At 43.6% G+C, this 3,689-nt stretch carries 3 protein-coding genes; 2 read left to right on the forward strand and 1 reads right to left on the reverse strand.

Annotation, left to right across the window (positions count from 1 at the left end):
* Window positions 1-538 precede the first annotated feature (538 nt).
* Window positions 539-1,954, forward strand: coding sequence for a sensor domain-containing diguanylate cyclase (locus F0231_RS20520; protein WP_171761534.1), 1,416 nt, complete (start codon window positions 539-541; stop codon window positions 1,952-1,954).
* A gap of 54 nt (window positions 1,955-2,008) precedes the next feature.
* Here the strand turns inward: F0231_RS20520 and glpX are convergent, their stop codons facing one another.
* Window positions 2,009-3,016: a class II fructose-bisphosphatase gene (gene glpX / locus F0231_RS20525; protein ID WP_171761532.1), complete on the reverse strand. Its 1,008-nt coding sequence runs from the start codon at window positions 3,014-3,016 to the stop codon at window positions 2,009-2,011.
* A 312-nt stretch (window positions 3,017-3,328) separates the two neighbouring features.
* Between glpX and zapB the strand changes: the two genes are divergently transcribed.
* Window positions 3,329-3,571, forward strand: a complete 243-nt coding sequence (zapB, locus tag F0231_RS20530; protein WP_171761533.1) for a cell division protein ZapB — start codon at window positions 3,329-3,331, stop codon at window positions 3,569-3,571.
* The last annotated feature ends 118 nt before the right edge of the window (window positions 3,572-3,689 follow it).

A 3,689-nucleotide genomic window follows, 5' to 3' on the forward strand; every position in this document is an offset into this window, starting at 1 on the left:
TAGAATACCGGCCTGTCACGCCGGGGGTCGCGGGTTCGAGTCCCGTCCGCTCCGCCACTTATTTAAAAACCCAGTCTTAGGACTGGGTTTTGTCGTTTTAAAGCAAAGTGATTTCCCTTTCAGAGAACGAGTCCCGCTTGAGCGTAAGCCTGGCCGTCCGCCACTTATTCACACAAAGCCCTAACAGAAATGTTAGGGCTTTTTCGTATGTGCGATATTATTTTGGTCTGCGACCAAGGAGTTTCGCTGGAATGCTGGTCCACCTCTTAGCCACTTATTTAGAAGCCTAGTCTTACGTCTAGGCTTTCGTCGTTTCTGGTGCCTGAAATTTAGTATTACCAAATGCTCATATAATTAGCTTTTGCAATCTTGTCCTAACTGTCTCATCTATAAGTATATTCTTCTAGGTGAATATACTAGCAAAAGTATATCATTCTGTTAAAATGCATTTCCCACCTTATAAAGCGAAATTAATGTGACAACGACTTATGAGATAGGATTAAAGAAAGCATTTGCATGGATAACAGTTGTATTTTTACTGTTTATAGCATTACTTATCGTCGATTCCGCAGAGGAGTCGAAATCGGAATATCTTCGAGAAAAGCAAAGAGTTGAGCAAGCTTTAGAAGAGTTAACTCAGGTGATTAACGCACTTGAGTACAACATTACAGCGCTCTACCCATTGCATGACGAAGAGTATGTTCTACCTCATACAATTAATCGTTCAGGTATCACATGTAACTTCACAGGTATTGGTACTGAAGGGGAAGGCTACGACTTTCTATTTTCTGGACCTGCTGAAATGTGTAATCCAGATTCAGAGTTGTATAAAGAAGCTTACCGCCGGCTCTTCATAGCACCTTCAATGGCATATTTCTCTAAGTCCATCGATACCGTGTCTGCTATTTACTTCCTATCTAAAGATAAGTTCATCATTTCTTCGCCAAAAGAGTTTGCGGCGACGATAACAGGAGATACGTTTGATAGTGTTGTGATGAATCGCCCATATTGGATCAATACGGTACGTAACGGCCTTACTCAGCGACGTGAGCGTGTGGTGTATACCGGCGACTACGAAGATTACATGACAGGCCTTAAAGTCATCACATTGACCAAAGGCGTATACGTAGATGGAGAGTTTAAAGGTGTTCTTGCCATCGATACGTACCTTGATAGTTTATTGTTTGATACCACTTCAGGCTATCGCTTAGCCTCGCATATTGGTCCAAACCTTAGCGACCTAGTTAGCTTTACTTTCTCTGCGCCAGTCTATGTGCATGGAGATCATTCAGGGTTGTACCTTAATGTTGATGAGCCTAAGAGGGTGCACATTTTTCATATTATCAACCATGAAAAGAATCAGTTGATGATCTTGCTGATTGCGTATGGTTTAGCGATTGGATTTTTTTGGTATCGTTATACTCAAGCTGCTCAATGCACTTTAAAAGAATTGGCGATGCGCGATCCTATGACCACACTCAGTAATCGACGTGGTTTTGAAGAAAAGCTAAAGACTCAAGAAGAGCTTCGCTATTTGGGTGTCGGCGTATTTGATATTGATGACTTCAAGCGGATTAATGATGCGCATGGCCATGATGTCGGGGATAAAGTGATTTGCCATATTGGTTCGCTGATAACTGACAGTTTACGTCAGTGTGATATCGTCGCACGTTTTGGTGGTGAGGAGTTCGTGGTAGCGGTATCGGGAGAGTCCGATGAGCTAATCTCATCGATATTTGAACGTATCCAGCGTGATGTGAGCTTGCAAGGCTATCGTATGAAGAGTGGCGAGCGGATTAAAGTCACCGTCTCTGGAGGCGTTCAAATTTATGCAACACATCAGTTTGATAGTTTACGCCACTTATGGAGCAGCCAAGGCATACGCAAGTCTGATGAGCTATTGTATAAAGCGAAAGTCGCAGGTAAAGATCAAGTGTGTATTGAAGTCGATTAATACAGAATTTGGTGATGATAAGAAAAAGGTCAGCGCATGCTGACCTTTTCACTATTAAAGAATGATGTCTCTTACTTCAGGATCTTTACGCTCTAGATAGTGAGTCGACTTGATTCGGCGGATCGTGCGGCAGCGACCACGGATAAGCAGAGTTTCAGTCGTAGCGATGTTACCTTGGCGAGAGATACCTTCTAAAAGGTCACCTTTGGTGATACCTGTCGCTGAGAATACAACGTTGTCGCTGCGTGCCATATCTTCCATTGTAAGCACTACGTTTGCTTTCACACCCATCTCTTCACAACGTTCTAGTTCAGCATTACCGTAGATACGGTTCTCTTCTGTGTCGCCTTTTACTTCATGGCGTGGTAGAAGGCGACCATGCATATCACCGTCAAGTGCACGGATAACAGCAGCCGACACAACGCCTTCAGGTGCACCACCAATGCAGTACATAACGTCTACTTCACTGTCCGGCATACACGTTAGGATAGAAGCAGCAACGTCACCATCTGGCACTGCAAATACTCGAACGCCCATAGCTTGCATCTCTGCAATGATCGCGTCGTGACGAGGTTTAGCAAGTGTTGTTACTACTAGCGTATCTAAAGACTTATTCAATGCTTTGGCAATGTTCTCTAGGTTTTCTTTCAGAGGTTTATTTAGGTCAATGCAGCCTTTCGCTCCAGGACCAACAACCAGTTTCTCCATGTACATATCAGGTGCTTTAAGGAAGCTGCCTTTCTCGCCTGCTGCGAGTACTGCAAGGGCGTTTGATTGGCCCATTGCTGTCATACGTGTACCTTCAATAGGATCGACTGCGATATCAACGGCATCACCACCAGTACCTACACACTCACCAATATAAAGCATTGGCGCGTCATCGATTTCACCTTCACCAATAACGATCTGACCGCTAATCTCGGTTTTGTTTAGTAGAGTGCGCATAACTTCTACGGCTGCGCCATCAGCAGCGTTCTTATCGCCGCGGCCAAGCCATTTATATCCTGCTAGTGCTGCTCCCTCGGTAACTCGAGAAAATGCCATTGCTAAATCGCGTTTCATGGTGACTCCAATAGTAAAAGGATGGGGATAAATAAAAACGGCGTGATTTTAGCACACACCAAAGTAAACGTTTGCCTTTTTAATTGAAATCCAATTGAACTGAATCAATCTTGTAGGTTAAATTGGGCGTAGATTACCAGCAGCTCCCTAGATGTAAGGCGATTGTCAAATAGCGCTGTTTTTTTAACCGAATGGTGCAAAATATCGATATAGGGAGTGTTTATCATCGCTCGGCTGAGTAGAATGGATCCAAAATGGGTTTACGCTCATCGATGACAAAACCCTTCTCCGTATAAATATAGGTAGGCAAAGATGTCTTTTGAAGTACTAGAAAAACTAGAAGCTAAAATCCAAACTGCAGTTGATACTATCGCCCTTCTACAAATGGAAGTTGAAGAGCTGAAAGAAGAGAAAGAGCAGCTGGCTTCTGAAGCGAGCGAACTGCGTGTTAGCCGTGAAGAACTTGAGCAGAAAACTCAGCAGATGCATCAAGAGCACACTGCATGGCAAGAGCGCATCCGTAACCTTCTAGGCAAGATGGATGAAGTAGAGTAATTTGTTTTACTCGCTGTCTCGTCCTAAAATACGTTGACGATTTTTAATAAGCCAGTAACGCAAGTTGCTGGCTTTTTTCATGCACCTTATTTGGCGTATTCATACCTAGGCTAAGATG

The sequence above is a fragment of the Vibrio sp. RE86 genome, assembly GCF_013114545.1.
Classification (GTDB): domain Bacteria; phylum Pseudomonadota; class Gammaproteobacteria; order Enterobacterales; family Vibrionaceae; genus Vibrio.

Bases quoted from the DNA above. Each gene is read 5' to 3' on its own strand.
- glpX (WP_171761532.1), bottom strand. From the start codon at position 3,016: ATGAAACGCGATTTAGCAATGGCATTTTCTCGAGTTACCGAGGGAGCA.
- zapB (WP_171761533.1), top strand. From the start codon at position 3,329: ATGTCTTTTGAAGTACTAGAAAAACTAGAAGCTAAAATCCAAACTGCA.